The organism is Helicobacter didelphidarum (assembly GCF_003364195.1).
In the GTDB taxonomy this organism is placed as follows: domain Bacteria; phylum Campylobacterota; class Campylobacteria; order Campylobacterales; family Helicobacteraceae; genus Helicobacter_A; species Helicobacter_A didelphidarum.
This window is the reverse complement of the sequence record NZ_NXLQ01000017.1, coordinates 1-24,458: the sequence shown is the minus strand read 5'-3', so window position 1 is coordinate 24,458 and position 24,458 is coordinate 1. Positions and strand designations below refer to the sequence as shown.

The 24,458-nt window shown below is 31.7% G+C and carries 25 protein-coding genes; 12 read left to right on the top strand and 13 right to left on the bottom strand.

The window, feature by feature from the left end:
• The first annotated feature begins 91 nt into the window (after positions 1-91).
• Positions 92-1,339, top strand: a complete 1,248-nt coding sequence (locus CQA53_RS07460; RefSeq protein ID WP_115543390.1) for a glycosyltransferase — start codon at positions 92-94, stop codon at positions 1,337-1,339.
• Between the two features lie 132 nt (positions 1,340-1,471).
• On the opposite strand, the gene fliY is transcribed toward CQA53_RS07460, so the two are convergent.
• Genes fliY through CQA53_RS07435 form a run of 5 tightly spaced genes read right to left on the bottom strand, consistent with a single transcriptional unit; the run spans position 1,472 to position 5,356 of the window.
• Complete coding sequence (gene fliY, locus CQA53_RS07455) at positions 1,472-2,308, bottom strand: flagellar motor switch protein FliY (RefSeq protein WP_115543389.1); 837 nt, start codon at positions 2,306-2,308, stop codon at positions 1,472-1,474.
• The gene (fliM, locus tag CQA53_RS07450) at positions 2,301-3,371 is read right to left on the bottom strand and encodes a flagellar motor switch protein FliM (RefSeq protein WP_115543388.1); all 1,071 of its coding nucleotides are present in this window, start codon (positions 3,369-3,371) and stop codon (positions 2,301-2,303) included. Before fliM ends, fliY begins: the two co-directional genes overlap by 8 nt.
• Complete coding sequence (locus tag CQA53_RS07445; RefSeq protein WP_115543387.1) at positions 3,364-4,086, bottom strand: RNA polymerase sigma factor FliA; 723 nt, start codon at positions 4,084-4,086, stop codon at positions 3,364-3,366. The genes fliM and CQA53_RS07445 overlap by 8 nt, the downstream gene beginning before the upstream one ends.
• Positions 4,087-4,143: 57 nt before the next feature.
• On the bottom strand, positions 4,144-4,455 hold the full coding sequence (locus tag CQA53_RS07440) for a hypothetical protein (protein ID WP_115543386.1): 312 nt from the start codon (positions 4,453-4,455) through the stop codon (positions 4,144-4,146).
• A 34-nt stretch (positions 4,456-4,489) separates the two neighbouring features.
• Positions 4,490-5,356: a P-loop NTPase gene (locus CQA53_RS07435; protein ID WP_115543385.1), complete on the bottom strand. Its 867-nt coding sequence runs from the start codon at positions 5,354-5,356 to the stop codon at positions 4,490-4,492.
• A 798-nt stretch (positions 5,357-6,154) separates the two neighbouring features.
• Between CQA53_RS07435 and CQA53_RS07430 the strand changes: the two genes are divergently transcribed.
• The 5 genes from CQA53_RS07430 (at position 6,155) to CQA53_RS07410 (ending at position 10,231) form a co-directional block, all read left to right on the top strand.
• The gene (locus CQA53_RS07430; protein ID WP_115543384.1) at positions 6,155-6,739 is read left to right on the top strand and encodes a DUF502 domain-containing protein; all 585 of its coding nucleotides are present in this window, start codon (positions 6,155-6,157) and stop codon (positions 6,737-6,739) included.
• A 60-nt stretch (positions 6,740-6,799) separates the two neighbouring features.
• A complete protein-coding gene (locus CQA53_RS07425) occupies positions 6,800-7,336 on the top strand; it encodes a hypothetical protein (protein WP_115543383.1) in 537 nt (178 codons plus the stop codon).
• A gap of 427 nt (positions 7,337-7,763) precedes the next feature.
• Complete coding sequence (locus CQA53_RS13745) at positions 7,764-8,345, top strand: LPP20 family lipoprotein (RefSeq protein WP_407918848.1); 582 nt, start codon at positions 7,764-7,766, stop codon at positions 8,343-8,345.
• A 77-nt stretch (positions 8,346-8,422) separates the two neighbouring features.
• Positions 8,423-9,094, top strand: coding sequence for an HP0838 family lipoprotein (locus CQA53_RS07415; protein WP_115543382.1), 672 nt, complete (start codon positions 8,423-8,425; stop codon positions 9,092-9,094).
• Positions 9,095-9,454: 360 nt separating this feature from the next.
• Positions 9,455-10,231 carry a hypothetical protein gene (locus CQA53_RS07410; protein WP_115543381.1) on the top strand — a complete coding sequence of 259 codons (777 nt, stop codon included), beginning with the start codon at positions 9,455-9,457 and terminating at the stop codon, positions 10,229-10,231.
• 55 nt (positions 10,232-10,286) lie between these two features.
• Here the strand turns inward: CQA53_RS07410 and CQA53_RS07405 are convergent, their stop codons facing one another.
• Complete coding sequence (locus tag CQA53_RS07405) at positions 10,287-11,522, bottom strand: GDSL-type esterase/lipase family protein (protein ID WP_115543380.1); 1,236 nt, start codon at positions 11,520-11,522, stop codon at positions 10,287-10,289.
• 145 nt (positions 11,523-11,667) lie between these two features.
• The gene (locus CQA53_RS07400; protein ID WP_115543379.1) at positions 11,668-12,648 is read right to left on the bottom strand and encodes an SEL1-like repeat protein; all 981 of its coding nucleotides are present in this window, start codon (positions 12,646-12,648) and stop codon (positions 11,668-11,670) included.
• 142 nt (positions 12,649-12,790) lie between these two features.
• On the opposite strand from CQA53_RS07400, the gene CQA53_RS07395 reads away from it, so the two are divergent.
• From CQA53_RS07395 to CQA53_RS12180, 5 genes are all read left to right on the top strand, one after another.
• On the top strand, positions 12,791-13,063 hold the full coding sequence (locus CQA53_RS07395) for a metal-sensing transcriptional repressor (protein ID WP_115543378.1): 273 nt from the start codon (positions 12,791-12,793) through the stop codon (positions 13,061-13,063).
• Positions 13,064-13,152: 89 nt separating this feature from the next.
• Positions 13,153-14,025 (top strand): DMT family transporter, encoded by an 873-nt coding sequence (locus CQA53_RS07390; RefSeq protein WP_115543377.1) that lies wholly within the window; start codon positions 13,153-13,155, stop codon positions 14,023-14,025.
• Between the two features lie 238 nt (positions 14,026-14,263).
• Entirely contained in the window at positions 14,264-16,312 is a 2,049-nt protein-coding gene (locus CQA53_RS07385; protein WP_115543376.1) for a penicillin-binding protein 1A, read from the top strand.
• Positions 16,313-16,505: 193 nt separating this feature from the next.
• Positions 16,506-17,732: a hypothetical protein gene (locus tag CQA53_RS07380; RefSeq protein ID WP_115543375.1), complete on the top strand. Its 1,227-nt coding sequence runs from the start codon at positions 16,506-16,508 to the stop codon at positions 17,730-17,732.
• Positions 17,733-17,778: 46 nt separating this feature from the next.
• Positions 17,779-18,021, top strand: a complete 243-nt coding sequence (locus tag CQA53_RS12180; protein WP_147290011.1) for a hypothetical protein — start codon at positions 17,779-17,781, stop codon at positions 18,019-18,021.
• Positions 18,022-18,174: 153 nt separating this feature from the next.
• On the opposite strand, the gene CQA53_RS13590 is transcribed toward CQA53_RS12180, so the two are convergent.
• From CQA53_RS13590 to CQA53_RS07365, 6 genes are all read right to left on the bottom strand, one after another.
• A complete protein-coding gene (locus CQA53_RS13590) occupies positions 18,175-18,303 on the bottom strand; it encodes a hypothetical protein (RefSeq protein ID WP_281271180.1) in 129 nt (42 codons plus the stop codon).
• Positions 18,303-18,455, bottom strand: coding sequence for a hypothetical protein (locus CQA53_RS12360; protein WP_181882394.1), 153 nt, complete (start codon positions 18,453-18,455; stop codon positions 18,303-18,305). Before CQA53_RS12360 ends, CQA53_RS13590 begins: the two co-directional genes overlap by 1 nt.
• Before the next feature lie 111 nt (positions 18,456-18,566).
• Positions 18,567-19,118 carry a hypothetical protein gene (locus CQA53_RS07375; protein ID WP_115543374.1) on the bottom strand — a complete coding sequence of 184 codons (552 nt, stop codon included), beginning with the start codon at positions 19,116-19,118 and terminating at the stop codon, positions 18,567-18,569.
• 660 nt (positions 19,119-19,778) lie between these two features.
• Positions 19,779-20,414: a hypothetical protein gene (locus CQA53_RS07370; RefSeq protein ID WP_115543373.1), complete on the bottom strand. Its 636-nt coding sequence runs from the start codon at positions 20,412-20,414 to the stop codon at positions 19,779-19,781.
• 536 nt (positions 20,415-20,950) lie between these two features.
• Positions 20,951-21,085 (bottom strand): hypothetical protein, encoded by a 135-nt coding sequence (locus tag CQA53_RS13585; RefSeq protein WP_281271179.1) that lies wholly within the window; start codon positions 21,083-21,085, stop codon positions 20,951-20,953.
• Between the two features lie 417 nt (positions 21,086-21,502).
• Positions 21,503-23,668, bottom strand: coding sequence for a polyribonucleotide nucleotidyltransferase (locus tag CQA53_RS07365; protein ID WP_115543372.1), 2,166 nt, complete (start codon positions 23,666-23,668; stop codon positions 21,503-21,505).
• Positions 23,669-23,774: 106 nt separating this feature from the next.
• Between CQA53_RS07365 and CQA53_RS07360 the strand changes: the two genes are divergently transcribed.
• On the top strand, positions 23,775-24,458 hold a 684-nt coding region (locus tag CQA53_RS07360), incomplete at its 3' end, for a glycosyltransferase family 10 domain-containing protein (protein WP_245945767.1).

The window sequence follows — 24,458 nt, the reverse complement described above, 5'->3', positions numbered from 1 at the left end:
TTGTTTTTAGAACAAAATTATGAAGTTCAATTTTTCGTGCTACAATTAAACATTCTCACTTAAAATCATACACAAAGCACTAGGAAACCAAATGAAAATTTTACTCACAATTCATAATCTCTCATATAAAGGTGGGGGTGAACGCGTAGTAACAAATCTTGCCAATGAGTTTTGTAAAATTCGAGGTTATGAAGTTTGTATTATGCCCTATTATACCGATGAGCATAACCTCCCTTTTGCTTATGATATTGATCCAAGAGTAAAGGTAGAGTATCTTCATAATTTCTATGATATTCATGAAAAAGAAAGGGGAATAAAAAGAATTTTGTGGCGGTGGAGTAGGCACTTATTAATCAATTTACGACTAAACAAAAAATTCAAGGATTATGATATAGTTATAGAATCTCACCTCTCCATGCTATATCCACGTTTTAAAACTAAACATACAAAATATATTAAAATTATGCACATGGTAATTCATAAATGGAAACAAAAAAACAAATACTATAACAGAATTGTTTTCTTAAATCAGCAAGAACTTGAACGTTGGCAACCTTACAGCGATAGGGTGATAAAAATACCTAACTTCCCAACCCAATTACCTTTTGATGACATTGTAAAAAAGATTCCAGAATCTTCAGCATTATTACCTTACGAAAATACAAATGATTTTATAAAAGCAAGAATTCTTTTGGCACAATATTTTACTAAGAAAAAAGCTGAAGATTTAGAAAAATATTCTTCATTTTCTGAATCTGGTAAACAAAAAACCACCGAAACCCAAAGAATATATAAACTCATTGCTATAGGAAGAATGGAAGCAAAAGCAAATCACAAAGGATTTCCACGACTCATTCAAGCATATAGTAAAATTGCAAAAGATTTTCCTCAATGGCGGTTGGAAATTATTGGTGATGATTGCGGACAAAAAGGAATGTTGCAAGATATGATAGAAAAACTTTGTATGCAGAATTTTATTATGTTAAAGCCTTTTACACCACACATTGAATCTATTTATTTAGAATCAGATATTTTTGTGATGAGTAGTCATTCAGAATCTCTCCCGATGGTTTTAATCGAAGCGTCAAGCTTTGGACTGCCTCTTGTAGCGTATGATATAGTTACGATTCGCGATTGTTTTGATAAAAATGGAATCTTAGTTCCAAATAATGATGAAGAAGCGTTTTGTAACGCACTAAGCAGTTTAATGCAGAATGAACGCAAACGCATAGAAATGGGACAACAAGGAATTAATTTTGTGAAACAGAAATTCTCAAAAGAAGTAGTAATAAGACAATGGATAAATTTATTCCAAGACTTACAGCAAGAAAAGCAATAATATAATAACTTCACACCTTTAACTGATAAAAAGTCATGAAAAAACTAAGCCATTACTGATAATCATAAAATATCATCAAAACCCACAAAAAATTTTAGAGACTTTCTCAATGTGAATTGCTCCAACCCAATCTTAGCCTCGCATACTCTCTAGTCTTTCGCGTTTTGAACCAATTTCTGTAATCTGTATAGCAAAGTTCCCATCTACAACAACAACTTCGCCCTTACCAATAATCTTGTCATTTACAAGTATTTCAAGTGGATCGCTTGCTAACTGATTGAGCTCCACAACACTCCCAATATCCATCGAAATAACATCTTTCAACAACATTCGTTTCTGCCCAATTCTCACTTTGACATTCAAACCAATATCAAGTAGCATACCTATATTGCGCATTTCTTTTTCGCTAAAGTTCGTGTCTTTTGAGCCACCTGAACTCGTTGCAACAGGTTTTGGGGAAGCAGGAACATGTGTAAGCAAATCGCTCTTTGTAAGCATAATCAACTGAGATTCTACAGAATCTATTCGCACATCAAAATGACTTGCTTGTTGATAATCACCTAATGCACCCCCAGACTCAACATTTTTTACTTCAGAAATAGAAAAGGAAAAATGTGGCAATTTATCATGCCCACCAAGTGCTGTTGCAAGTGCACCTGTAATGGACTGGAAAACTTCTTTCAACCCATCTTTATCATCATCATCCATCATATCCTTGCCAGTCTCACCCTCTCCCCCCATCATCAAGTCAGGTAAGGCGGTAGCAAGAGTTTCTGGCATAATAAATCCTAAAGAACTAACACTTGAACCATTTAATAAAACATCAATAGATACCATGCCAAAAGGATTTGGCAATAAATCATCAGAAACACCACCATCTTCTTTATGTGTAACAACCGCTGTTCTACCCATCATACCATCGATGGTTGCTACCATTTCTTGAATAAAGAGTTCAATAAAATCATTCATTTGATATTCCTTCATCTTGTAAATCAGTTACACGACTTTTTCTCTGTGCTTCAAGCATTTCAATCATTTCTTTGACTTGGTCTTTTTCTGTTTTAATCTCATCTTGAATTTGTATTATTTTACGGAATCTTTGTAGTCCAATTTTTGCACGATATTTATCTCTCCCATCAACCGATACCGTAACACAATCATCTGCAACTCTATCAAGCATAATCACATCACCAACTTTTAATTCTAAAATTTCTTTAAAGCTAAGTTGTGTTCCTCCAAGCATTGCAGCAATATGAACATCAGCACCACCAATTAGAGCCTGTAATTCACGATTTCTTGATTTCTTCCCACTTGTTTCGCTCATCATTAAATCGCGACTAGCCAAACGGCTAAGAATAGTCTCTAGAGAAATAACAGGATAACAAATATTCATCATACCACTACTATGCCCAATCACGATTTCCATAACCACCATTACAACAACTTCATTTTGTGCAACAATTTGCACAACATTGGGACTTGATTCTTTAGCATCAATACTCGGGAAAATCTCTGTAACTGCTGCCCAAGATTCCTTAAGATTTTGCATAATTTGACGCAAAATTGTATCAAGTAGGTTTAACTCAATATTGGAAAACTCTCGCGTATCATCATATTGATCTCCCCTACCACCAAGTAATCTATCAATCATTGGAAATGCGATACTGGGATTAATTTCCAATACTCCTGCACCATCCATAGGCTTCATTGAAAAAACATTAAAACTTGTAGGAGTTGGCAAACTCATAAGAAATTCGCCATAAGTCATTTGGTCAACACTGTGGAGCTGAATTTCAACAATAGAACGCATGATAGCTGAAATCTGGTTAGCAAGATTACGTGCCATTTTGTCATGAATAGAACGGAAGCTTCTTAGTTGCTCACGACTTACTCTATTTGGACGCCTAAAGTCATAAACAATAATCTGTTTTTCTGTAACTATTTCAGTCTGATCCGCCTCATCGACAGCGCCTTCTTCGTCGACAACATTTAATAAGGAGTCAATTTCCTCTTGACTGAGAATCTTAGCCATTTGTTTCTCCTATCTCTCTTCGGATTTTTTTGATTACTTCTTTTGAAATTTGTGAAATTCTTGATTCTGTAATATCCAAAATTTCACTAATTTCACTTAAGCTCAACTCTTCTAAATAATATAACTGAATAATAAGCTGCTCTCGCTCTGGAAGTGTCCTAAGAACCTTTTGAATAAGATCCACCAACTCCTTTTGCTCACAATATTGTAAAATATCACTTTCCTCCAAAGCATTAAATTGCTCATCAAGAGGGATAACAGCGTAAATATCACTTGCTAAACGAGCTTGTCTGATTTTTTCCAAATCTTCACCAAGTTTTTTCGCAAGATATTCATTTGTAGGTTCTTCTTCAAACTCATTGAAATATCGTGAAATTTCCACTTCAATTGCCTTAATAAGCTTGCGAGACGAACGAGACATAATATCAAGCGTACGTAAATAATCAAGCATAGCACCGTTCACGCGAGTTTTTGCATATCCCCAAAAAGAATCATTCTTATTCGCATCGTAACGTCTTGCAAGCTTGATAAGTTCTTCCGTGCCTATGGATACAAGATCATTCATATCAATGGAGCTAGGCAACCTCTCTTTGAGACGAAAAGCCATAGCTTTTACGGCAGGCAAATATTGCAGGGCAAGCTCATCTTGCGAGTTCTTGAGATACTCATTATAAGCACCTTGCCCTTTTATGTTTGTATGTAACACCTGTTGCATTATTTTTCCTTACCTCTAACAAAAGCTTTTAATTGCTTCCTAATCTGATTCCAAAACTTAATCTATACCTTGCAAACTTTTAATAAAGTTGCGAATACTTTCCACTTCTTGTTCTTTTCTATCAAATTCTTTACGATAATGTTCAAGGCTTTCTTCTAATTTTTCCTTGTGGAGTTTTGCATCATTAGAATCTGTAAATATATAATATACCGATACAGATACCGTAACAATCAAATAGATTCCCATGGTAGAAAGAATTGTCCATAACACCATAAGCTCTGGTTCATCAAACTTCGCTACACCAAAAACTAAGCCAAGAAAAAAACCTACTACAATAGCAAAACTTACATAATTTTCTCGCTTCAACATACATATCCTTTGTAAAAACTCTATCCTTAAAAAATTACAAATAACCAAGCATTCGTCTAAAAAAGCTTTTAAAACCTTTAGATTCTAAAAGCATATTATGTTCCATATTGGTAATTTCATGTGCTAAAAGTGCTGCAATATCACCAATACCAACAGAAACACTATTATATGGCTCAACTTTCGCAATAAGTGCTCGATTGCGTGTTGCTTTATTTACTGCATGATTATTTTCCAACCCACCAAGATACTTAAGAGTAAGATTTGGAATATGCTTTTTTGTAATACTTTCCATTCGGTCAAAAACTGCTAAAGCTTCTTTTTGACTCTTACACATATTAATTATCATAAAAATCTGCTTTTTTGTATTGGCATTTAGTTTGATTGTTGCGTATGCATCTGTAATTGCGGAAGGGTCTGGCATTGTAACAACAATAATATGCTCACATGCTTGCAATGTGGATTGATTCAGAGGTCCAATACCCGCACCCGTATCAATCAGAAGAAAATCGAGTGTATCCAAGATAGAACTCTCTTGAATAATATCCTCCATAATATTTAAGTTTTCTCCAGCATATTTTAGAATCTCCTCCCCGCTATCACCAGGTATAAGGTATAAATTTGGTTCAATCTCATACACAACATCATCGATACTTACCTCACCTTTCAATGCGTGTAAAATATTTTTATCAGTTTTAATACCAAAAATTAAATCGAGATTTGCTAGTCCAATATCTGCATCAAACACACCAACCTTAAAGCCAAGCTTATTAAGTTTATAGGCTAAATTTGCACTAATAGTAGATTTACCTACACCGCCCTTACCAGAAGTAATGGCAATATATTTTGTGTTAGTCTTATTTTTCATCATTGATTCTAGCTTATTGGCTTGATTTTCAATCATTCAATTTCCTTAATATTTTTTCAAAATCAATACACAACACAATAAATTTGTCCATAGAATTCTACCAAAAAAATAAGAATTTCAATTCTAGCAATCTTATTTTTGGAAAACAATATTTTGCTAAATTATGCAAAGATTATTCCACAATTTACCTTAAGATTCTATATGAATACGAAAATTTCTTGCGAATTTTATGAATCTTGCTTCAAATTGTATTAACACTTATGTTGTAATACATAAAACAAAAAATCAAACCAATCATATTTTCTTACAAAATTCTAGATTTGATTATAAAGGATTCTACGAAAACTAGATTAGAAATATTTAATGTATTTGCACATATTTTAATAGCTTAATATAAACCAAAGAGAACAGATAGAATAATATAGATAGAGAATGATAGAAATTGAGAAACAAATAGTCGTATTGTATGGAACAAAATAACTATCTACACTTTCAATAAAATCAAGTCAAAGCAAAAAATAATCAAACAATACCACAAAGATTGCAAGCAGGTTATTCTTGAAAATTTTTTATTCATTTTGAGTTGTCTATTCTCTGAATATTCTGTGTAATCAACAAATGTAGCTGTAAATAAATTATTAAGAAATGGCACTTGGTATCACATTACCTTTTGTGGAATAAGTATGCCGATATAGTATCTAATGATAATAGAATTTTTTATTTATGTATTTGTCTCACATACAAAATAATTCTATGACACTATTCTATAATCAATAGAAAAAACAACAATACTATTATCAAAATCGAGAATCTATAAAATGTAAGGGGGATATTATGCCAACTCTGTTCCGTATTTTTGGTAAGGGCGTATTAGTTGTTTTACCATTTGCAATTGTTGCATGGCTTTTATATTTTTTATTTGGTATATTTGATGGTGTATGGAATCTTGTTTTAAGTATGGTGCATTGGCTTGTTAAAACTATGATAAATGAGGATCTAGATACAAAAATTCCAAGCATTGTTGCAAGTATTAGTTTGATTGTAATATTGCTTTGCCTTATTTTTTATATTGGGTATCGTTTTGAGAAACAGCAAAACGCAATTTTTATTAAGCTAAGCGAATTAATTGTTTCGAAGATTCCAATCATTGGGAGCGTATATTATACAATTAAAGATTTAATTAGCATGATAAGTGGTAGCTCAAAAGATAAATACTTGGGGGTCGCATTTATTACTATTGGTGAAGGTGAATTAATGGGTTTTATTACAAAAGAAGAGGGGGAATATTATTGGGTTTTCTGTCCATTAACACCACCTACATCTGGACTCTTATTACGAATTCATAAAGATAAAATCAAAAAATCCAACATGAGTGTAAGCGATGGATTAAAAAAGATTGTATCATTTGGGGTAAAATAGGGAAATCTAAGCTTATTTTAAAAATTACTTCTTTAAATTTTACAAGTATGGGAGATTCTTATGCCATTTAAACGAAAAAAAATAGAAAATACACAAACAAAAGTTGAAGGTCTGCCTTTTTATACTCCCTTAAAAATTGCTTTGGAATCTCGCGGTATTGATAGTGGCACAGCAGGACAAACCGCATGGCTTTTTGTGAGTTTTTTGATTGCAGGCATTACAAGTCTTTTGGTTGTACCTTTTCTAAAATTATTCCATATCAGATCTTATTTATTCGAAGGATATGATACACCTACTAAAATCTTATGCTTTTTGATAATTTTTCATTGTTTGGTTGTTATGTTTCGTTTAAAATATTTTATTGTTAATATATTATTTTTTATAGTTGCATATATATGCTTTATTGTGTTGGATTTACGCAATATTTACTTGTTACTTTGTATTGGTTCTGTGCTTTTTATTGTTTATTTGCTGATTCCAATTTACTCATGGCGTATTAAGATTCTTGATGGTGCTCTGTATTTTTTTTATTCGGTTGTTGGTTGGTATATTATTCATCCAATAAATCCAAAGTTTCAGAATCTTATTGTATTTTGATAGAGAAAAACTAGAAACATTTAATCATACAGCAAAACACCTATTGCATGGTATTTTTATAGAGATATTTATATTAAGTTTGCAAGAAAATACATTATAATTTAGAAATGGAATATATTTTGCTTCACTATTTTTCAAATGCAAGGTTTGCATAAATATTTTAAATAAGGATATTACTATGAACACAAAGTTTTTAATTGCTTCGGCTCTTTCAGCATTATTTTTGACAGCTTGCAGTATGGATTCAAGCTCTGCGCAGAATACACAATTAGTTCCTCCAGTAGCAGGTGGTCCATCATTAGCACCATTATCAGTGCCTACTTATCCTCCCGTAGGATATAATGCAAATCCAAATCTAATGGCTTCAGCTCCAATAGGAAATAGTGGTATTGTAACTCAAACTACAACTCCTCCAACAGCACCATCTATGCCTGTGGCACAACAATATGGTCCAAATGGTATGCCAATGGCAGCAGGTCCTATGATACCAGCTTCTCAATATGACTATAATCCAGCTCCAAGATATGATAGAGGAGATTATTCACGCAATACAAGAAGTGGTAGTGGTGGTTATGAGCAAGGATTTGAAAGAACAAACACTCAAGCTTTTGATGATATGAGAAAAGGTGCAAGTGATAGTGACGTATCAGTAGGTATTCAAAACTCTCCTTTGTTAACTCCTAACAATGTTATAGAAATTCAAGCGGTAGGAATGGGTGTTGCTCCAGAATCAACTGTTTCTCCAGCACAAGCATTAGCATTAGCAAAACGAGCGGCAATTGTAGATGCTTACAGACAAATTGGTGAAAAAATGTATGGTATTAGAATCAATGCAAACGATACAATTCGTGACATGATAGCACAAAATTCAACCATTAAAGGTAGAGTTCAGGCTTTAATCAAAAATGCAGAGATTACAGAAACAGCCTATAAAGATGGATTATGCCAAGTAAATATGGAAGTTAAACTTGATGGTAGAATTTGGCATCGTGTTCTTAACAATGCTTAATTTTGAAAGTGAAAACACTTTAAAATTGTGAAAGAATATGCTAATATTACAAAGTTAAAAAGTTTAAAAGGTTATTGATGCGCAAAGTGGTTTTGAAAGTCTTGGGTTTATGTGTATTAGGATTGTCAATAAGTGCATGTTCATGGAAAGACGATCCAGAGATGAAAACACAAGGAAATCTCGATAAAATTCATGACGGAATCTATTCTCCTACATCAAATTCGGGAGGCACTTATAAAGAAGAAAGTGTTTTCACACCACAGGAACAACAACCACAATATATTATTACAAGTGATGTAAAATTGCTTTATATTAATACTGCACCTTTTAAATTTTATGACTATGCAAGATTGAATACTTATCAAAGTGGTCTTGTGAAATTAGAACTTTTTAAATATGCACAAACGATTGGTAGTATTAGAATTAAAGCAGGAAGAATGTGTGTCTTGACTGAGTGTAGCTATAAATGGCCTATTTCAAAAAAATTCTTTGGAGCGGTAAGTTATGGTGATCTCTTTGAAGATATTATTTTTGGACGTGATATTTTTGGTGGTAGAGGCAAACAAGTTGGTCCAAATGGAATTTCTGTTCAAAGATTCCAACAATCAGGTGAAATGATTTATTACGAAAGACAACCCGGACATACCTTATTTAAGAATATGACTACTGGCGTAACGATTGGAGTTGATGATTATAAACCACTTTCTCCAAGCAATGGTGTAACAAACTCTCTTGCGATACCCCAGTAGTCTAGCTAACAATTAATATTTTCTTGTTGAGATTGGCTTATTGTATTTGTGTGGTATTTTAATTATCTTTCTATAAATATCCTAAAAAGATTTTTATGTACATGTAAGTTTGCACAAGAGCGATTACAACTTCCTAAAACAAAATAATCAAATCTTTTCTCATGCTCTACATTTTTAGTTTTGAATTATTTTAATTTTCTTATTTATAACAATCATTAATACAATCGCAAATAACCCTATATATTATTGTATTAACAACAACCATATTTTTATAAAATAAATCCTGGCTATTAAATATAAAAATTAAGATATTGTTTTTTTCACAATTAATATATTAATAGATCATAACAAAGGAATGAGATGTTGCCTGTTGTAATTATGCCAAAACATATTCAAAATTTTACAAAACAACAATATAAGCTATATAGTGGAAATATCTCTCCACAAGAAAGCCTGAGACTAGCTGATTTGACAAACACAGAGAGTAAACATATTTTATGTTTTATTGGTGGATTTTTAGACACCTATTGTAAAGTTCTCTATCATATCTTTGAAGAATGTATTTTGAGAAACAACCTTTCTATTATCCCATCTACACCATGCGACATACAATATAAAAACATGCAAGAAAATTCTATAAACAATAATCAAAACCTACATACTAATACACCTACTTTCAACAACAAAGAATCAGATTTTGGTAAAGAAACTTCTTACACAAAATTTGACACACATCTTTGTTTTATGTATAGTAGTTTTAATTGTTTTGATTTTCTTAAGGATTTTATCCCCAATATTATTCATGCGGGTTATAAATTTTCAGCAATTTCGCATAGTTGGGGTGCAAAAAATATTATCCGACTTTGTTTGCAATATGACTTTTGTATTGATACTCTTATTACACTTGATTGTGTGGGACATTTTACCATTACGCATAGACCAAGTAAGATTAAACGATGGGAAAATATTTATATAACAGATTTTTATGGTCACTATGCTCGAGAGAATCTTGCTCCAATTATTGGACATGGACAACAATTTATATCTTATGCAGATTCCAATATTGGCATACCACCACCAGCACACCACGCAAGCGTTAGTGATATGTTAAAATATTCTAAGATTGTTACTATTTGAGTATTTCTATATCCACACTAATACTCCGAATAACAATAACTTATTTTTAGTATATTTATTTTTCTTGCAATTTTTTTTGTAGGCTAAAGTAGATTCCATGTGCGAGTAGTCTATACCCAGATGGTGTAAGATGCACATCTTTTTTTGAGAGATTGAGATTTATCCAGGCTTTTTTTGTGCCTGTTTGTGTAATAAACTCATCTATATCAAACAATACAATATGTTGTTGCATAGCAACTTTTTTAATTGCTTCTTGAATTTGTGTAAAAGTTTGTGAATAGCGATATTTATTTTTTAATTTTCCAGAGGCAAAAACCACCGGTGGAGGAGAAATTAAAATAATAAGGGCATTAGGATTTGTTTTGTTTAAAAGGGAAATTAATTCACTATAATTCGCAATAAATTTTCCCTCATTAAAAGTCTCATACATCGCATCATTTGAACCATAACAAAGCATAATAATATCATATTCCAACAAGTCTAATTCGCGTTTAAAAATCTCCGCATTCCATTTCAACCAAATATCAGAACGAACGCCATTAATACCAATAGATTCAATAATGTTATTATTTTGTGTCTGCTGAATAAAATATCCCCCGAACATGACATTTTCGCTTAATGCATTGATTGTAATAGGGAGCGTTAGCTCTAATCGTGCAATTTCCCATGTATTTGGGGTTTCAGAACGAATTTCATAGAATCTTTGTTCAGAATCTGTTATATTAAAAGCGGGGGACACACTATCATTTTTAAATATAATTTGTGTGATAAACATCTGGTTGTCTGTGCTTAACTGCTTTGAATTACTATTGAGCGTGATTGAAGCAGGCAAGCTTTGAGGGATAGCAATAACTCCACCCATTGGATAATCTATATTAGCAATATTATTTAGAATTTTCTCGTTTGTGCTAGATGTAAGACTTTTTGCAGTTTGTCTAGAATCTAATACTATAAAGTTTTGATTCTGATAAGACAATAACAAATTCTGATGATAAGTAGGCATGAGTGGATATGTAAAGCCAATGGCATTAGTATTTCCTAGTATATTTCGCAATTCACTTGTAATAAAATCTCCAGCAATGTGAGAATCTCCAAAGATTCTGATTTTTAAATCTTCTTTACTTTTCCATTTTTTGGCAACTTTTTTTATAATCTTGTTATTATCACTAAAGTCATGAATTTTTGCCTTTTTTATATATTCTGCATATTGTGGATTTTGTTCGATAAAATTCAAAGCAAATGTTTTGCCAATAAGTAGCATCACGATTATACAAAGATAGAATATTCTCACAAAATGTCCTTTTATTCATTATTTATTGTAGTTTGTATTTTATTGAATTGAATCTCCTATCAACATTTATTCTCATAGAATACAAGCTAAAGATTCGAACATTTTATTATAATAAAACTAAGACATATTTAAGATTTATCATCAATTATTTCCCATCACACGATTTTTTATCACCAAACTTACATGCTCTATTTAAATATTCATTGGCAATTTTTTTATTTAATCGCACCCCTTCACCAAGATAGTATAACGAACCAAGATTATAACATGCACTTGCATGTTCCATATTACACGATTTTGTATAAAGCCCTATTGCTTTATACACGTCAATTGGAACACCATAGCCTTTATTATACATAATTCCTAAATTATAACAAGCTTTTATATGGTGCATATCGCATGATTTTGTATAGAGATCAATAGCTTTTGTATAATTTTGTTCTACACCCCAACCATAATCATACAAAATTCCAAGATTATAGCAAGCCCCAGCTTTATTTTGTGCACATATTCTTGTAAAAAAATCACGTGCTTTGTCATAATCTTTTGGTATGCCCTCGCCCTTAGCATACATGACCCCCAGATTATCACATGCATCATCATGGTCTAACTCACAAGCTTTTTCATAAAGATTAGCTGCCTTAGGATAATCTGTATTGCCACCTTTTCCATAAAAATAAAGATTCCCTAATGTATAACACCCCTCTGCTTTATTCCCATCACATGCTTTTTGATAAAACCCTCGAGATTTTGCCTCGTCTTTAGTTACTCCATTTCCTCTTTGATATAGGAATCCTAAATTAAGACATGCTCCAGCATGATCTGCATTGCATGCTTGCGTGTAAAGCTCGTTAGCATGTGTATAATCTTGTCCAACACCTTGTCCTTCTTGATATAAAACACCAAGGTTATAACATGCATTAATTTCTTTCATATCACATGCTTTACGCCAAAACCTCTGTGCTTTTACATAATCTTGTTGCACACCTTCAGCCACATAGTAAAGATCCCCAAGTATGGAACAAGCAGTCATATTTCCACGATTACAATGCCTCGTAATGTCTGAAACGCTAGCACCAAAATTATATTGTAAAAATAAGAGTATTAGAATAAATATTTTTTTCATTTTTATACCTAAGTTATAATCCTTCGCGATAGAGTTTCATTGATGAAATAAAAAATATTTAGATATAATACCATAAAATAAACTTTAGTCGGTTAAAAACCACAGGATTTTAGAAGCAAATCTCACAGTATAGGATAATTCCATGGAAAAAGAAAGTGCAAAAAATATTCATCGTCGATTAACAAAAATCATTGGGCAACTTCATGCAATTGATAAAATGGTTGATGATAATGTTGAATGTGCAGATATTTTAATCCAAATCAATGCAGCAAAGAGTGCATTACATAAAGTGGGACAAATAATCCTAGAAAATCATATCAATCACTGCATAAAAGATACACTTACACATGGAGATGTCGATACAAGTTTGCATGAGTTAGCAAAAGCTATTGAACATTTTGCTCGTATGTCCTAATTATTTTTTAAGAATCTTTATAATGATGCAAAATAAATTTGTGAGATTTGCATATTTTTTATTTGTGAAGTGGTAGGTAAGGAATATGTATGCGAAATTCTAAAGATTCTACAATCTTTTTTATTTTTATTGCAATTTTAGCAGAATGCTTTATTATCTATGCGAGTGTGCTTGTCAAGGTTATAGATATATCCCCTATCAATCTTGGATTCTATCGCGTTGTGCTTGCTCTCCCATGTTTTTTCTTAGCAGCAAGCTTACACAGAAATATGTTTACTATACCTTTACGAGATATTTTATTTATGATTCTTGCTGGAGTTTTCTTTGCCTGTGATTTGCTCTTTTTTAATTATGCACTACATAAAACAAGTGTGGCAAATGTAAATCTTATGGTATCTATGACTTGTTTTGTGCTAATTCCAATCGGAGTTTTTGTTTTCCATGAAAAAGTTAAAAAATATTTTTTTGTAGGTGGAATAATCGCTATTATTGGTGTTGTAATGCTGATTAAGGGACGCGGGAATGAAAGTGTAGCAACAGCTTATGGAGACTTTCTTGGGTTTTTAAGTGCGGTATGTTATGGCTTATTTCTTGTTGTGATGTATAGTTTAAGACGTAGATATGGCACATTAGAAACTATGACATACGCTTGTCTTGGTTCAAGCATTGTTCTTTTTGTCCTAGCATATTATATCGAAGGGATAGAGATTCCTACAAATGCACATACATGGTGGCAAGTTATTCTCTTTGCTTTCTGTGGGCAAGTTATTGGTCAAGGCTTTTTTAATTTTATTTTGGGTAAAGTCAATACCCAAACATCATCACTTCTCTTGCTTTGTCTCCCAATTATTGCAGCACTAATGGGATTTTTTATATTAAATGAGAAGCTTGGATTTTTTGAGATTTGTGGTATTCTTATTATTATTTTGGGTGTTTATTTTGCAAAAAAAGAGAGTTATTAAAGATTCAAATAATTAAATTTTCCTAGATATAACTTAACATTCCTTATCATTGATGCAAAGATATTTATTTTAGTGAAAATTTTATTATGGATTATTTCATTTTTGATTCTATCCTTATCTATTTAATATTTTGTAAAAAGATGAGGAAACCAAAAGAGAAACTCATATTTTTTGTGTAGAATTATACAACCTTAATATAACCATATCTAACTCAAGAATTTAGATTCTAAGGAAAACGATGGAAGATATTTATGAAGCTCCCGCAAAAAAACGATGGAGATTTTTTAAGACCTTTCAAATCTTATTTTATATTGTATCTGGTATTGGTGTAATTGTTGCCTGTATTGTAACATATTATGGTTATCAGCTTTATAAAGAATTATCACCACAAGTGCATGCTATGATTGATTATCACCCAAATGAGATTACCCAAGTATTTGATTCTCGAGGAAGATTAATTGCCAATCTTTTTGATGAGGAATATAGATTCTATGTAACTTATAATGAAATACCGGGTAGAGTTGTTGAAACACTTTTAGCCACAGAAGATACAATGTTTTTTGAACACGATGGTGTTAATATTGATGCCATTGCTCGTGCAATATTTAAAAATATTGTTAATATGCGCTATATGGAAGGCGGTAGCACACTCACACAACAGCTCGTAAAAAATATGCTTCTTACAAGTGATAAAACCTTAGATAGAAAATTAAAAGAATTTTTACTTTCTATCCGTGCAGAACAAGTTTTGACAAAAGAGCAGATTCTAGAACGTTATCTTAACTATATTTTTCTAGGACATGGTTATTATGGTATAAAAACAGCCGCACTTGGATATTTTAAAAAGAACCTCAATCAACTTAGCCTCAAAGAAACCGCTATGCTTATTGGCCTACCAAAATCACCAGTAAAATATGATCCAACAAAGAACTTACAACATTCTTTGAAACGTGCAAATGCTATTTTAAAGCGTATGTATGATTTAGGTTGGATTTCACAAGCAGAATTTCAACAAGGCACAAAAGAGATTCCAAAGGTTTATAATCAAACACTCACGCAAAATAAAGCCCCTTATGTAGTCGATGAAGCTTTACGCGAACTTAGCAATATTCCAAACCTCAAATCTGGTGGTTACAAAATCTATTTAACGATTGATTTAGAGTATCAAAATATTGCGAGAGAAGCTCTATTGAAAGGATATGAAAATATCATGTATAGAATCATTGACAGGGAACAAAAATCTCGTCAATGGCGTAGAGAACAGCCTCTTACTGAAACACAACTAGATGAATTCCGCAAACAGCAAGCAAACACCCTGAATGGTGCAATTGTCGTTACAAATCCACATACAGGAGAGGTATTGGCGATGGTTGGTGGTGTCGATTATGCACAAAGCTCCTTTAATCGTGCCACTCAAGCAAGCAGACAATTTGGTAGCACAATGAAACCTTTTGTATATCAAATCGCTTTTAATCGCGGATACTCCCCTGCTGAAATTGTCATTGATTCTCCGAAAAGATTTGGGAAATGGGTGCCAAATAATGACACAAAAAAATACTTAGGTCCCGTTTCAATGCAAACAGCACTTGAAAAATCATTGAATATTCCAACCATTGATACTGCTTTAAAAATTACCGAACCAGCACTTTATGCTGGATTAGAATCTTTTGGTTTTACAAATTTCCCAAAAGATCTTACGGTAGTGCTTGGAAGTCTTTCTATTAGTCCAATGCAAGCAGCTATGCAATATAGCCTTTTTTCAAATTATGGCACAATTGTAAAACCTTATATTGTGGCAAAGCTTATTGATCCTCAAAACAAAGAAATGGTATTTCAAACAACAGCAATGGAAGCCACAAGTCCACAACAAGCTTTTTTGATTACCTCAATCTTGCGTAATGTTGTGCAAAAAGGTACAGGTCATCGTGCACGCGTCAATGGGATTCAAATTGCAGGAAAAACGGGAACTTCAAATCTTTCAAGAGATGCATGGTTTTGTGGTTTCACTCCAGATTTAGAAGCAGTTATTTGGTTTGGTAGAGATGACAACTCATCTATTGGTGGGGGAGCGTATGGTGGTAATATCGCTGCTCCTGTTTTTGCCGATTTTATCTCTAAAGCTTTGGAAATAAATCCCGGTATGCAAAGAAATTTTAGAACCCCTAATGGTGTGTATCAACAAAACATTAATAATGAATTTATCTACTACACAGATACTTCTCGAATCAATTTTGAACAAATAGAAGAAACTCAAAGACTTCGTGAAGCAAATGAACCTATTTTTTAAATTTTAATGAGAATCTTCACTAATTGCGGAATTTTTATTCTTACACATTCTTATGAATGTGTATTTTTACTTCCCTTATATATTTTTGGAATATTTTTTGCAAATATATTCAAAGTATCAGATTTTGTCCGATACTTTAATATAGTCTTGTTCTACAAAAACATTGCTATAAACAAACAATAAAGGAAAAACGATGACAAAGAAACTGATTGGTTCTGTTGTATTGGCTGGAGTTTTAGCAAGTGCTGCAAGTGCTGTTCAAATAACTCCTTTTGGATATGTTGGTGTCATTGCTAATTTTGGATTTGGCGATGCAAATAAGTTACCTGGTGAAGGCACAACAGGATATTTGGGGGTAACTGGGCATATTGGTGTTGATTTTAATTTCTCTGGATTTAAAATTGGTGCTGGTGCTATGGCTGGATTCGCACCATTGACTATTGGTACTGAAGGTAGCTATACAAATAATACCTATGTTGGCTGGAATGGAAGTCTTTATAGAAGACCATGGGTTGAATTATCCGATCTTTATCTTGGTTATCAAGGAAGCGGGTTTGATGTTGCTCTTGGCAGATATAATGCGAGCAAGATTCTTGCAACTGCTGATTGGATTGGTGGACACAATCAAGGTTTTGCATTGGCATATCAATCAAGTTATTTTGGAATCTGGGCTACTTGGGTAAATGATTACTTAAGAAATGGTTATAATGCAAACTCAAGCTTAGCTAAAGATGGACGATATGGCATGGATATTTCTGGTATGGGGAGCTATGCCTCAAGCTGGAATAACTTCAATGTCAACAATGAACTTTTTGCACTTGGTGCAGATTTTAAATTTGGTGAATATGTAAGCCTTAGTCCTTATGCACAATACTGGTTAAGAAATAACGGTTGGAGCGATACACTTCAAGCTGGTGCTCGCTTGATAGTAAGCTTTAATGCAGGTCCCGTGAAATCTACTACTACTGGAAGATTTTTATGGTCAAATAACATTAATAATGGTGGTAACGGCTTCATGTGGCAAGCAGATCAAGAATTTGTGTTTATTGATATGATTAAGCTTGGTGGTGGGTATCTCAGCATTGGAAACATTGGTTTAGGAGGAAATACTATTGTTGATAGAACAAGATTCTATGGACAATACCTATATCCAGGGGCTTATAATGGGACTGGACTTGCGAATCGTGGGTATTTAGATGCGGGTGTAAATACATGGTATGTTTTTACTGGATTTAAACTTGGAGAGGCTTTAGACCTTGATATTTTGTATGCTGATGGGGATTATAAAGAATTTTCAACAATTCTAAACTATAATATTATTGGTGGTGAAAAATTAACATGGTCTGTTGGTGGCGGTTATGTAACGAATGGATTTGGTAACGCTCACACTGGTTTAGTTTATACTAAGCTTAAATTCTAATTTTCATATCACCCTATAATTGCAACTAAAAATTTTAGAATCTTTGTTGCATAACATTCTCCATAAGATTCCAATTGGAATCTTATGGGAAGATTCTTTCATTCAAGACTTTCAAACAAAAACTTTTTATCTATATCTCAATCACATTTTTACCAAACTTCGCATACATGAGGATTTCAAATACCCTATTATAATAGATAATATTATGTCTCAAACTCCTCTAGCTCTTAATCAAAAAATCAATATGATAGTTTCTGCCATTTTGAAGCCTTGTATTAAATTAAAATAAATATAGTATTATATCATTCTTTTAATGTATTAAATTAATATTTAATACTAATCTAAAATTAATTTAACCAAAAAAGCCCTTAAACCTCGCTATCAACGCTATTTTACTATTCCCTATAAACATAAAGAACAAAGAAAAGTAATTTTCCGAGTCTCATTGTTTATCCTTGAGTTGTTTTACTTTTTTATCTCTTTTTATCTCATATATTAGTTTTATAAGAGCACCTAAAGTTATCACTGCAGTGATAACCGCTGTGATATTCCATACGGTTACACTATCCATTACTTCCTCCTTTGACCATAAATTGAAATACTCATTAACACAACACTAAATCCTAAAACAACAAAAACAGGTATTTCAAAATTTAAGTTTAGCAAAGAATATGTAGCATTTACAAACAATCCTAAGCCTATGTTTTCTAACAATTTCCACATGTTAAAAACCTTTAGTTAAACTCATAACAAGCTATCTCTAACTTGTTACAATGTAATTATACTATACTTTTTCTTAATTTTTACTTAACTTTTAAATTTTTTATTAAAAACTTAAGTAATATTTTTGTTAAACTCTTGTAAATCAATCTCATTTACCTCCTTTGTATCATCTTGATATTCAGTAGATATTGTAAGATTAGATGATGATGTGTGTTCTGAAAAATCAAAATCATATTCAAAATTTAATCTTTGCTTTCTAATATCCGCCCAAGTGCCACTACCAAAGATATAGGGATTAAGTTTGTATTCAAAAACTCTTTGATTGATTTGCTCTTTTTTTAGAATCATTTTATCGCAAAGTTCATTCAAAGAAATGCTTAATTGAGATGGAGAAATTTTTAATTTATTCCTTAACCTGCTTCTAAAAGCTGTTGTAAGAGGGACAATATTTTCTCCTGTTGTAACACTTTTTAGCAATTCACTTAAAACTATATTTGTAGTTTTAGACAAATTACTAACATGTGAATACGCCTCAACATACAATAACATAAATTTATCCTTTTTATCAGTGTTTTTTAATTTTATGCTTGTTTGCTCTTTTTCTACAAGATTCCCATTTTCACTATACTTTCTTATGGTAGTTTTTTGCACTTCTGTAGCCATTAATAACCTCGCAATATAAAGTTTATAAGATATTATAACAAAGTTTTTAAAATAAAATTAAAAAGTTGTTTTTAAAACTTTTTATATATTCACAAAAAGTTTTTATTTATTTATAAAAACTTCTATTGTATAGACTAAAAACTTTTACAGAATATCAAAAACCATATATCTAAGAAACTGCGTAAATTGCGTATCTTTTATAGGCTCTTAAACATAAAGAACAAAGAATAGTAATTTTCCAAGTCTCATTGTTTATCCTTGAGTTGTTTTACTTCTCTTTGAAGCTTACGAATATAATAGCCTTGTATAAAAACTATTATTGTAAGGCAAATATCAGTAACAATTCCAAAATCAAAATTTTGCATATTAATCCTTTTTTGTGCTATAATGCGAATCTTACTTACTAAGAACCCCCTCCCTTTTGGGAGAGGTGCAAACTAGATTAATCCCCAAATACTTATAATCAAGCTTAAAACTAAAATGATTTTAGCAATCTTATAAACAATATCTACGATTAACCCAATTTTCTTAATTCGCTTTCGTTTCATAAAACTAACCTTACTAAGAAAATATAACAAGCTATTTCTAACTTGTTACAATGTAATTATACTATAAGTTATCTTAAAATAAACTTAATAGTAATCTTTTTATGATTATTATTTAATCTTTTATAAATATTTCTTTTAAGCCTTTCAATTCTTGCTTAAGCCTTTCAATCTCATTTCGCAAGTCGTTTTCATCGATTGTTTTACGAGATATTTCCATGCCTACTTTATCGGTTTTAGAATCTGCATAGTCAGTTAATACCTCTATACTCTTTTTCATTGAAAAACCATTAAAATCAAAATCATAATAATATTGCACTCTTTGTCGTTCAACTGCGTTAAAATCTCCATTCCCAAATATAAAAGGATTGAGATAATAGCTAAACACTCTATCGCTTATTTGCTTACGATTTATCACATTGTTATCGCATAGTTCTTTGATAGCTCTTGATATATTTTGCTTATTCATTCCAAGTTCTGCCATAACCTCGACACGAAATTTAGAATCTATAATAACCTCATTGCTACCATAAGTTACACGCCTTGAAATAATCAATGCCAAAACCTCAAGTGTTTTGCGATTAAGTTTTGTTAAATGACTAAAAGCCTCAACATAGAGAAGCATAAATTTATCTCGTTTTACCTTTTTGATAATAAAACTTTCCTCATCTATCGTTCTTGTTATGACTTCATCACTTTCTTTATCTATGGTAGTTTTCACTCGTTTTTTTGTAATAATATTTTTATCCATTAAATATCCTTTCAATTTAGTAATCAAATTATAATATATGATTATTAAGTAATCATGACAAGATTATATATTTATCAATAAAGATAAATTATTAATCTCTTAAGGATTATATAGTAATCAAACTTAATTACTAATTTCCTACAAAATATCGATACAATGCAAGATAAAGATAGCTTTATAAATACATAACATATAATATAAATACATAGAGTTTTAAAAGTCTTTATATTTACTTACTATCTTAATACTTTTTACTTTTAAATATATAGTATATAGAATAATCTATATACTTTTTAGATATAAGTAAATAGTATATATTTATATATAAATCACATTTTTACCAAACTTCGCATACATGAGAATTTCAAACACTCTATTATAATATAGATAATATTATGTATAATCTCCTCTAGCTCTCAATAATCAAAAAATCAAAGGGTGTGATTTTTTGCTATCAAAAGTTTCAGAGATAATCATCACTAAGAATAGCATACGCTTTAGTTCGAATCTGCTTCAAGCTCAAGAGTTTAGAATTTTCAATTCTTTTCATTGTATTTCTCCTTTAACTCTTTTAACTCATCTTGAAATTTTTTAAACTTTTTATCATAATTCCAATTAAAAAATGCTTGCAACACATTTGCTACAACTAAACATCCTATTACAATATCCATATTTAACCCTTTATGCTATAATGATAATCCAATTTTTAATAAGCCCCTCCTAAGTCTTTAGGAGAGGATTCCCTTTAAGCTCCAAACAATTTTACAATCAAGCCTAAGACAAGAACAATAACGCTTAAACACAAAATAGCTATACATATTCCTTGTATAGAAATAATAAGCTCCATTTGACATTCCTTTCAATAAGTCTGCTATAATGCTTCGTAGGGTTTTTAGCCCTACCACCTCTTTTTTAAGTTATTTCTTAAAAGCTAGATACAAGCTTATTAAAGAAACAACTAGATTGATTATTGAAGCAATCAACTAGAGGTTTTGCATATCAGCCTCCTTATACTAAAATTTCAAAAGTTTAATTCCTTATTATGTTGCAAAGTTATAAACTTTTAATAGCGTAAGAAATAAGGCTTTTTAAGCAAAATCAAGCTCTATTTTTCCATGAGTATTATTGAGAATCTTTACACTTACAGATTGCCCAATCTCCAATTCATTTTTTGTATCTGTTTCATGATTTATGCGATTTATCCGCAATAAGCCATTACCACCTTGTGGTAATTCAATAAATACCCCAAAATCAAGAATTTTTTTTACCATGCCCTCATATACCTCATCAATCTTATATGGCAATTCTTTTCGTACTTCTTTTTTCTTAAGAATCTCAAAGATATATTCTTTTGCCCCGATTCTTGCGGATTGTTTGTTTGCCATTAAGGTTACGATATGATTCTCTTTGTCTAAATCAATCGCAACCCCAAATTTTGCAATAATATCTCGTATTACTTTGCCACCCTGCCCTATAATATCTGGCATACACCCTATAGGAATCGCAAAACTCTCAATTTGTGGGAGAATCTCATAATTTGGCTCAATCTTTACCTCACGCATAAGCGAAAGAATATGTACTAACCCTTCTTTAGCTTGTTGCAGACTTGCCCTTAGAATTTCCTCCGATAAAGAGCCGATTTTAATATCAAGTTGTAATGCACTAAACCCTTTTTCATTCCCTGTAACTTTAAAATCCATGTCTCCATCAAAATCTTCAACACCCATAATATCGCTTAGAATCACAAAGTTTGTTTCGCTTTCATAAATAAGTCCCATTGCAATTCCTGCCACCATATTTTGCATTTGTATTCCTGCACCAAGCATTGCTAAAGTTGCCCCACATACACTTGCCATTGAGCTTGAACCATTTGATTGTAAAATTTCTGATACAATGCGAATAGTAAAGGGGATATTTGGAATATTAGATTCTATGGCTTTGAGTGCAAGATTACCATGCCCCAATTCGCGTCTTGAGCTTGAAGTAATTGGGAATGCTTCGCCCACACTAAAAGGGGGGAAATTATAATGAAAGATTACTGCACTCTTTTTTTGTGTAACAAGACAATCTTTATTTTGTGCATCATTCTCGCTTCCTAGTGTGCAAGTAACAAGTGCTTGTGTTTGCCCACGCGTAAAACATGCACTACCATGAACATAGGGCAAGAGATTAGATTCTATATTTATATCGCGAATTTGTGTTGATGTCCTTCCATCTAAACGCAAACCTTTTGTTAATATCATAGAACGCATAATCTCTCTCTGTATTGCATAAACATGTTGTGCAACAATGTCTTTTGAAAGATTGTGCTGTGTTGCGATTTCTTCAATGAGAAGCTGTAATAAAGTATGTCTTTCTGTTTTTGAGAGACCTTGCAGTCTTTCCTCAATTTCTTTACCATATTGAGTTTCGATTTTTTCTTTTAGTTCAGTATTAATTTTTGATTGTCGCACGAAATCTTTTTTGGGTTTGGCAAAAGGTGCGAGTTGCTCTGTATAAACTGCTGACATTTTCGCAATATGTTCTTTTGCAAATGCAAGACACTCTAAAAGCTTTTCTTCTGATATTTCATTGAAATCTTCATTATTGTTGGGCTGTTGTATATTGCAAGATTCACTGATAATATTATTTTCTATTGTCGTATCCGTTTTACATTGCTTCTTCTTAGTGGTTTTGAGGCTTTGCATCTCAATCATTGTAATGCCAGATTCTATCCCACTCACAAACAAATCAAGATTAGAATCTATAATCTCATTAAAAAACTTACAAATTTTTATTGCATCATTATAGCGTAGTATTCGCACAGCATTAAGAATCTGCTTATTTTTTGTTGGTACACTTGAGAGAAAAAGACATATACTTGCAAGATTCATTGCATCTTTATAAATATCAGTTTTTCCATCATAGCTCATCACAAGGAGTGTAATTTGCACAGGATAGGGAAAATCTTTAGGTAACAATGGACGCAAACTCCTATCAATCAATCTTGAAGTAAGAATCTCGCTCTCACTCGGTTTGCCTTCTTTTTTAATAAAACCTTGTGGAATTTTTCCTATGGCATACATTTTTTCAATATATTGCACACTTAATGGTAAAAAATCTTCTTGTGTTGGATTCTCGTAATCGATACATATTGTGCAGAGTATTGTGCTTCCGCCAACCTTTTGCATAAGTGCGTAATCACTAAGTGTTGCATATTTATCAAATATATAAGTTTCAATTTGTTCATTATTTTGAATTTTAATAGTATTCATATTTATCCTTAAATTATATATGCGAATTATAACTTGATTTTGTGAAGAAATAAGTGTAGAATAAAGTTTAATAATTTATTATCAAATAATATATTGAGGTAATTATATGGCAAAAAAGATAGTCAAAATGCGTGTAGTAGATTGGTGGGATGAGGATACACAAGAGAATTTTTATAATAATTATTTCATCAAGCTTTTGCAAGAAAAGTTTGATATTATCTATTCTAATGAACCTGATTTTATCATTTATAGTCCATTTCATCGTGATGAGCATCTGAAATATGATTGTGTGAGAATATTTTATACAGGAGAAAATGTTCGAACCGATTGGAACATTGCTGATTATGCGATAGATTTCGATTATATGGAGTTTGGGGATAGACATTTTCGTTATCCATATTTTTTGTTAAGGGGATATAAGAATTTATGGAACAAACATCTTGTGGATAAAAAAGACATAGAATCTAAAACGAAATTCTGTGGTTTTGTGGTTTCAAATGAAGCATCACCTTTTACAGATATACGCAAGACATTTTTTGAGAAACTCAGTGAATACAAGAAGGTAGATTCTGGTGGAAGATGGAAAAATAATGTGGGATATAAAGTTGATAATAAAATTGAGTGGTTAAAAGATTATAAATTCAATATTTGCTTTGAAAATTCAAGTTATCCGGGATATTTAACCGAAAAGCTCTTTGATGCATTTGAGGCAAATTGTATTCCAATTTATTGGGGCGATACAAGTTTGCGTGGATATAAAAATTTTTCAAATGATACTACTACAAATTAT

What these genes read in the sequence shown, in the direction of transcription:
- CQA53_RS07445 (WP_115543387.1), bottom strand. Translation starts at nt 4,086, where the DNA reads ATGCAACAGGTGTTACATACAAACATAAAAGGGCAAGGTGCTTATAAT.
- CQA53_RS13590 (WP_281271180.1), bottom strand. Translation starts at nt 18,303, where the DNA reads ATGGATAGTGTAACCGTATGGAATATCACAGCGGTTATCACTGCAGTG.
- CQA53_RS07440 (WP_115543386.1), bottom strand. Translation starts at nt 4,455, where the DNA reads ATGTTGAAGCGAGAAAATTATGTAAGTTTTGCTATTGTAGTAGGTTTT.
- CQA53_RS07460 (WP_115543390.1), top strand. Translation starts at nt 92, where the DNA reads ATGAAAATTTTACTCACAATTCATAATCTCTCATATAAAGGTGGGGGT.
- CQA53_RS07400 (WP_115543379.1), bottom strand. Translation starts at nt 12,648, where the DNA reads ATGAAAAAAATATTTATTCTAATACTCTTATTTTTACAATATAATTTT.
- CQA53_RS07430 (WP_115543384.1), top strand. Translation starts at nt 6,155, where the DNA reads ATGCCAACTCTGTTCCGTATTTTTGGTAAGGGCGTATTAGTTGTTTTA.
- CQA53_RS07385 (WP_115543376.1), top strand. Translation starts at nt 14,264, where the DNA reads ATGGAAGATATTTATGAAGCTCCCGCAAAAAAACGATGGAGATTTTTT.
- CQA53_RS07425 (WP_115543383.1), top strand. Translation starts at nt 6,800, where the DNA reads ATGCCATTTAAACGAAAAAAAATAGAAAATACACAAACAAAAGTTGAA.
- fliM (WP_115543388.1), bottom strand. Translation starts at nt 3,371, where the DNA reads ATGGCTAAGATTCTCAGTCAAGAGGAAATTGACTCCTTATTAAATGTT.
- CQA53_RS07370 (WP_115543373.1), bottom strand. Translation starts at nt 20,414, where the DNA reads ATGGATAAAAATATTATTACAAAAAAACGAGTGAAAACTACCATAGAT.
- CQA53_RS07375 (WP_115543374.1), bottom strand. Translation starts at nt 19,118, where the DNA reads ATGGCTACAGAAGTGCAAAAAACTACCATAAGAAAGTATAGTGAAAAT.
- CQA53_RS12360 (WP_181882394.1), bottom strand. Translation starts at nt 18,455, where the DNA reads ATGTGGAAATTGTTAGAAAACATAGGCTTAGGATTGTTTGTAAATGCT.
- CQA53_RS07365 (WP_115543372.1), bottom strand. Translation starts at nt 23,668, where the DNA reads ATGAATACTATTAAAATTCAAAATAATGAACAAATTGAAACTTATATA.
- CQA53_RS07415 (WP_115543382.1), top strand. Translation starts at nt 8,423, where the DNA reads ATGCGCAAAGTGGTTTTGAAAGTCTTGGGTTTATGTGTATTAGGATTG.
- CQA53_RS07380 (WP_115543375.1), top strand. Translation starts at nt 16,506, where the DNA reads ATGACAAAGAAACTGATTGGTTCTGTTGTATTGGCTGGAGTTTTAGCA.
- CQA53_RS13585 (WP_281271179.1), bottom strand. Translation starts at nt 21,085, where the DNA reads ATGGATATTGTAATAGGATGTTTAGTTGTAGCAAATGTGTTGCAAGCA.
- fliY (WP_115543389.1), bottom strand. Translation starts at nt 2,308, where the DNA reads ATGAATGATTTTATTGAACTCTTTATTCAAGAAATGGTAGCAACCATC.
- CQA53_RS07390 (WP_115543377.1), top strand. Translation starts at nt 13,153, where the DNA reads ATGCGAAATTCTAAAGATTCTACAATCTTTTTTATTTTTATTGCAATT.
- CQA53_RS13745 (WP_407918848.1), top strand. Translation starts at nt 7,764, where the DNA reads ATGCCTGTGGCACAACAATATGGTCCAAATGGTATGCCAATGGCAGCA.
- CQA53_RS07395 (WP_115543378.1), top strand. Translation starts at nt 12,791, where the DNA reads ATGGAAAAAGAAAGTGCAAAAAATATTCATCGTCGATTAACAAAAATC.
- CQA53_RS07410 (WP_115543381.1), top strand. Translation starts at nt 9,455, where the DNA reads ATGTTGCCTGTTGTAATTATGCCAAAACATATTCAAAATTTTACAAAA.
- CQA53_RS07435 (WP_115543385.1), bottom strand. Translation starts at nt 5,356, where the DNA reads ATGATTGAAAATCAAGCCAATAAGCTAGAATCAATGATGAAAAATAAG.